General features: G+C 41.2%; 4 protein-coding genes. All 4 read right to left on the reverse strand.

The annotated features are described in order from the left end of the window. Nucleotides 1-6 precede the first annotated feature (6 nt). From ACEXOE_RS13535 to ACEXOE_RS13550, 4 genes are read right to left on the reverse strand one after another with little or no spacing between them, the layout of a single operon-like run. The gene (locus ACEXOE_RS13535; protein WP_394749345.1) at nt 7-1,350 is read right to left on the reverse strand and encodes a DUF3526 domain-containing protein; all 1,344 of its coding nucleotides are present in this window, start codon (nt 1,348-1,350) and stop codon (nt 7-9) included. Then, nucleotides 1,347-2,798, reverse strand: a complete 1,452-nt coding sequence (locus ACEXOE_RS13540) for an ABC transporter permease (RefSeq protein WP_394749346.1) — start codon at nt 2,796-2,798, stop codon at nt 1,347-1,349. The genes ACEXOE_RS13535 and ACEXOE_RS13540 overlap by 4 nt, the downstream gene beginning before the upstream one ends. A gap of 3 nt (nt 2,799-2,801) precedes the next feature. Beyond that, complete coding sequence (locus ACEXOE_RS13545) at nt 2,802-5,288, reverse strand: TonB-dependent siderophore receptor (protein ID WP_394749347.1); 2,487 nt, start codon at nt 5,286-5,288, stop codon at nt 2,802-2,804. 2 nt (nt 5,289-5,290) lie between these two features. Next, complete coding sequence (locus ACEXOE_RS13550; RefSeq protein ID WP_394749348.1) at nt 5,291-5,986, reverse strand: ABC transporter ATP-binding protein; 696 nt, start codon at nt 5,984-5,986, stop codon at nt 5,291-5,293. Between the last annotated feature and the right edge of the window lie 803 nt (nt 5,987-6,789).

Raw genomic sequence — 6,789 nt, forward strand, 5'->3', positions numbered from 1 at the left:
GGTTCTTTATAATTTCCTCGATTTTGGCACCGCTGCCACAAGGATAAGGCCTATAGCTAAAAGCAAAGGCAATAGGGACTGCATGGGCAAGACCTCCTGATCGGGCTTGTAATATTCCGGTGTCATTTGTTCCCAATCAATAGATTCTGCCTTCTGGGATTCAAAGATGCTCGGATAGAAAAATAAACGTAGTTTTTCATGAAAAGCTTCGGTAGCATTCAAAAAGGCGATATGCTGCCCCGAACTGGTTCCTGCCAATCGATTCAAGGCCAATTGCATGTGCATATTGGGCACCCATGCCGCCATGCCCCTACTGGCTTGTTCCCGCAGGGCAATCTTGGTACTCAAAGACTCCCGTTCTTTTTGGGAATCGTCATCCCCCATCTGTTGCATGGCATAATACCAAAGCCAGTTGAATCCTTCCGTAGGATATCCATATTTTTCGAATTGCGGGTAGTGGGTGTAAAACTTTTTAATGGTCGGTAGCTTATCTGTATCCCATTTTGTATGATATCCATCGCGCTGTGCAATGGCCGAACTCAAGGCCTCCGGTACAGGGTATTTTGCGGCTAAGTAGGCATTGATGCCTGCAGGCAATACGATAAGCATCCCCAACCAAATGGATAAGAGCATCAGAGCATTAAACCCTGAGGACTTCTTGAAAACAATTACAAAAAACGAAAGCGAAAACCAAAATACGATATACAATAGCGTGAGCAAAAACATCACCAACAAATTCGTATTTAGGGGAATGTCCAGTACTAGGATGGCAATGGCAAACAACAAAATTATGACCCCCATTAATAAGGCAAAACGCACTAGGAGTTTGGCAATAACAAATTGTAATTTTGACTTGGCCTGAACGGCTACCAAACGCCAAGTACCCGTTTCCGTTTCCTCGGATATCACATTGAAGCTAAGTACGATGACCAATAAGGGAATCAAATAAATCAACACAAATGAAAAATCGAGATTGCCCGACTGTAAACTCATGGGGTTGATCAAATCCGTATCGTGTTTTTGCCCCTCAAAGGTTTTTATGGTAATCCGATTAATGGAAGGGTTTACATCGGACTGCCCTATGGATAGCCCCGCAAGCGAATTCGATGGTTTAATAAAAGCAAATTTCACATAATAGAGCAATAGGCCGATATCATCGTTATGCAGCGCTACATGACGTTCCAAATGTTCTTTTTGGTGGGCTTCCACCTCATTGATCGCCGCCTGTTGCTGGGTTAAATGCTGATTTCCTATAAGGATGGCCACGATTCCCAAAAGGCTTATTAATAGTAAAGCCAAACGCACCTCTCTGGAACGTATACATTGGTATAAAAACAATTTATTTTTCATAATGCTTTTGCTCTTTTAGCGGTGAACAACAAAAGTCCTATACTGAGGAATACCCATAAGACCAAGGAAACCAATGCAGGGATAGCCTCATTCATCACCTGTTTAAAAGGCATGGGTTCATGCTTAAAATCTGGGAATTCTTCCCAATGTTCATGACCTACGACATGTGTTTTTCCTTCAGAACCACTTTCTCTTTTGGGACTGATGTACTGCATCTGCAAGTTGTTCATTTTTTGGGATAAGGCATAACGATAGGTATCGGCCTGCTCCTGAAAATCTACATAATTGAGAAAGTCGGTTCCCGAAAAGGTCATTGAAAGTTGCTTGATAGCCATATAAGGGTTGATCAAGGCTATTAATCTTGTGCTTTTATTTTGGTTCTCATAATTCTCCAATAAGCCTGCATAATGTTTTTTATAGAGATCCGCACTAATTTTCTCCCCTTCACGCATCACAAAACCTGCATAATTAAAGGGCAAATCGGTTACTTTACTCACCTTGTGCACCGCTAAAACGGAATCTCGAAGATCGTTGTAATACGGATCATTGGGGTTATGACTATCTCCTTTCCGTATCACTTCCTTTTCAATAGCCGATTGAAACGCTAATTTTGTAGGCGTAGGATACTGATAACTTCCCAAAGCCTGAGTGGATTTGGGCAATAATACAACCATCAGAAGCCAAATCCCCAATAAACGCAGCAGGGCATCCTTTGGCGCAGTGGCACTTGCAGAAATCAAGATTACAACATTGGCCACAATACCCAAAAAACCAATATACCCCATAACAACGAACAAGAAACGTGACCAAAGATAGCTTTCGGTCACAGCTCCCCCATATAGTAGCAATGCAATGGCAACCACTACTAATACAGGTACAACAAACAAAAGTGCTATCCCAAAAAGTCCAAGGGATTTGCCCAATAGAATGTCCAACCAACTCGCATTCTGTGCAATCAGTATTTTAAGGGTACCATTCCTTCGATCGGCAGCAATGCTCGAAAATCCTACAAAAATTAGAATCAAGGGCAGCACCAATTGCAATAACAAGGCCATACTCAAGGCTCCGAAGCGCAAGGTTCCTGTAGAAAAGGAGGCCTCAGAAAAATTAACGCTGTTCTGTCTATGGGCTTCCAGAAAAACAGCATTTCCAGTAAAACTCTCCAACCCATAATCAAACAGGCTCAAAGGTGAACTTATTCGAAAGGCAAAAGTTCCAAAATGCGCCATGCGATGCGGATGTTTATCGGGGTTGGCCTCCCAACTTTGTCTGGCTTTCAATTGATGTTGCTGATGGATGTCATGCTGAGACACATAGTTTTGAATACCGCTAACAGCCGCATAGACCGTTAGCAGTATGAATAAAATACCAATCCCATAAAATACTTTTGACCGTGTTGCATTTCGAAAAAAATGCGAGGCAAAAAGCTTTACGTTTGAGAATTTCATGGTTTAAAATTTATAGGTAGTGGTCAACAGCACATTTCTTGGAGCCCCAGGAAACAATCTAGAACTGAAAAGCGCACCGGTCCAATACCTTTCATTGAACATATTGTTGATTTTTAGTGCAATCTGAATGTCACTCCCCGTAGGACGATAGTACACTCCTGCATCAAAAACGGTATAAGCTGGCAATAACAAACGATCACTGAACCAAGAAAAACGCTCGTCTCTATAGCTCATACCCAGTCCGACACCAAAATTTCTTAGCGCCCCGGCATTAAAATCGTAACGACTCCAGAGGTTGGCACTGTGCTTAGGGGCACCTCCTATACGCTCTCCGATCAAGCTAGGGTCATCATCTTCTACAATTTCGGCATCGATAAAGGCATAGGACGCACTCAACTGTAAGTTGGGCAGTATATAACCAGTCATATCCCACTCAAATCCACGACTCTGTTGCTCTCCTCGTTGCGTTAAAATAGTTTCGTCAATAGCATCCTGGATCAGGAGGTTTTTCTGAGTAATCTGATAGATAGCGGCATTCATAAGCAACTTACCTCCCAAAAACTCTGCTTTGGCGCCAAATTCAATATTGTTGCTCTCCAAAGGATCAAAACTCGCGGGGGATCCAGCGAAAAAGAAATCTCCTGTAAAGGGAGAAAGAGTTACGGTATTGGATTGGGGCTGAAATCCTTGAATATAAGAACCATAGACGCTAATGTCATTAGAAACTTCATAGGTCAATCCAATTCTTGGAATAAAGGCTTCGTTATTAAAGATTTGTTCATCATTGGATTTATAATCAAAAATGTCTCGGTACCACTCATAGCGAAGATTTAACAAAGCTGAAAACTTCCCTAATTTAAATTGGTTTTGAAGATAAATACCGTTAGACGTTGTCAGGTTGGCGGGGATAGCAAATTCTGAAATGATATATCCCGATGTTTCCCGAGCTGTATTATTGGGGTCGGCAAGATTAAAATGATCAACATTAGGCCTTGGCGCAAGAACGCCATTAATTTCTATAGTTTCAAATTGATCTGCCTCTGCAGGATTGAAACTGGTTGCCGTTCCATCGAGTCTTCTATAACGACGTGCTCCATTGGAAGCTCCACCCACAGTTCGTTCCCAACGCGTACCATCATAGCCTACCAACAATTTGTTGGTCGCCGCACCGGTATCAAAATCAAAAGTAAGAAAGGCATTGTAATTGTCCGTTATCCAAAATTGCTGGCGTTCGCCATAGCGTAATTCGGCCAAAGTTGGTATGGGGTTGCCATCAATATCAACGGCGGCAGCACCGGCTACCCTATGTTCGGCTAAATCTTCTTCCCAGGTCTGTTTCATATAAGAAGCATTGAACCCTATATTGTCCGTGATTTCTTTGGAAAAATTACTGATGACCATGAAATCGGTAGAAGAATAAAAATCATTGGCAGCGCCCACATTTAAGGAAATTGGAGTACTGTTCAAATCAAATTCTCCATTGATCGCTCCGAAAAGTGGCTGGCCCCGATCTAAATTCCCCACACCACTACTGTAGATCATTTCTACATTTAAAGCAGTAGTCTCATTAGGAAGAAAGGTTATCGAAGGTGCGAGAAGAAATTGGTTGTTTTGTACCAAGTCCCGAAAAGATCGCGCTTCTTGAACAGCAGCATTAAAACGATACAATAATGTTTCGGATTCGTTCAAAGGCCCTGTAAAATCTACTGTGGTTCTTAAGGTGCCAAAACTTCCGGCCGTAGCACTTATTTCATTTCTCTTTTCCTTTAGTGGTTTTTTGGTCACTAAATTGACAGAACCTCCTGGATCCACACTGGAAAAAGTCACCGAAGATGGGCCTTTAATGACTTCAATGCGTTCAATATGTGACGTAATGGGCTGTAAGAAATAAAATTGTCGTGTTCTAAGGCCATTGATCAATTGCCCTTCCTCCGCTTGCAGAAGACCTCGGATATTAAAATGATTATAAAAGCCCGTATGGCTCACACTACTGGCAGTTCGTACCGCATCGGCAATTTGGAAAGCCTGCTGGTCATTGATCAGCTCCTTGGTAATGGCTGATACCGCTTGTGGCAATTCCCTATTCTTTATGGCCACTTTGGTGGAGGAAAAGGAATAGTCACTGTTGTAGTCGGTTCTGGCCCTACCAACGACTTCAACGCTTTGCAATTGTTCGGTACCTTCATTTAAGGTAATTGTTCCAATTTCTATCGGAGTAGCTTCATTGATCTCCAGTTTATCCTTAAAGGGTTGGAATCCTAAATAGCGTATTTCCAAATCATATTTTCCCTGGGAAACACTAAGCTCGAATTTTCCATTGTTATCCGTAAGTTTTCCATAATTGCCTTCGCTGCCTCTGAGGGTTATGGTCGCCCCAGCAATGGGGTCATTTTGTTGGTCCACCACGGTACCCGTGATGTTTACTTGGGACCAACCTATGGCGGAGGTCATTACCAAAAGTAGTACTAGTATTGTTTTAGGTGTTCTCATTTTTAGATTGTTTTTAGGTATAAGTCTTGTAATTCGTTTGCATTAATGGTATTTGTATTTGCGGTATAGCCCAGTTGCCCCTCTTTCATGATCCCTATCTTGGTCCCTACATTCACGGCATTGAATATATCGTGTGTGGCCATAAAGATGGTTTTTCCGGCAGCACTGAGCTCTTTGCAAACTGCAGTGAACTCTAATGTTGCCTTAGGATCGAGGCCAGAAATGGGTTCATCCATAAAAATGTAGTCTGCATTTTTAGAAAGGGCAATGGCAATACCTACTTTTTGTCGCATTCCCTTGGAATAGGAAGCCAGTTTTAGATGGTGCGCAGCTTCCTGAAGTCCGGCTTTCCCCAAAAAAGCGGCCAATTCGGCATTGGTGTATCTGAACCCTGCCAAACGACTAAAAAAGTTAAGATTTTCTATCCCGGAAAGATTCCCGTACAACTGCACCACTTCAGGGATATAAGCAATCATTTTGGTAGTGGCCCCGTTATTGCGTTTTACGGGAACCCCGTTGACCAAAGCTTCTCCGCTTGTAGGCTCAATGAGCCCAAGAAAGAGGTTAATGGTAGTTGTTTTACCTGCTCCATTTTGTCCTAACAGACAAAAAATCTCTCCCTTATCTACAGATAAGTTTAGCCGACTCAACGCTTCGTGCTTTCCATAATTTTTTGTAAGATTAATAGCTTCTAGCATATTGTTTTTTTCTATTTGTGTGCTGTGATCTATCCACCTTTTAAAGAGGTATGGATTTAAAAAGGGGAGGTACATGAGATTTTTAAACTTGGAAAAAAATTAAAAATCCGATATTCATCTAAAGAAGTTGTTACATGTATTATTCTAAAAAAACAATAGCATAGTACAGTATAAATAAATACAATACTTCTTCCCTTATCACAACGCGGTTACTTCATTTCATTTTCTTTCTTGTTTATCTGTATCAAAGGAGTGGTGCCTTACATGAATCAGCGTTAACAAGGGACATCCCCTTAAATAACAGCCCATGACAAAGGCAGTTATTTGATGCTTTTCATTCTTCTAGTGCACAGAATTAGGCCCACTCCTTTTTCTACAGACAGTAAGTGGTTGGTCAATTGGCAACATTTCACATTTAATTGCACTATTTTTCAATTATTTAGTTACTACGATTACGTTCAAATTAAAGGAGCGGCGCCACAAATGAAATAGCGTTAACAAGGGACATCCCCTAAAATAACGACCAATGATTATTACAGTTATTTTGTACTTTTTCATTCTTCTTGTGCACAGAATTAGGGTCCACTCCTTCTTTCACAGATTGTTTATGGTTAGTGAATAGTTCATATTTGACTTTATTATTTTTTACACATATGCCTCTATGGTATTGGCAATCTTTGCTATTCTACCGTTACAACAATTTCTTTTAAATTAAAGGAGTGGCTCCACAAATGAAATAGCGTTAACAAGGGACATCCCCTAAAATAACGACCAATGATTATTACAGTTATTTTGTACTTTTT

Source organism: Spongiimicrobium salis (assembly GCF_043678055.1).
In the GTDB taxonomy this organism is placed as follows: domain Bacteria; phylum Bacteroidota; class Bacteroidia; order Flavobacteriales; family Flavobacteriaceae; genus Spongiimicrobium; species Spongiimicrobium salis.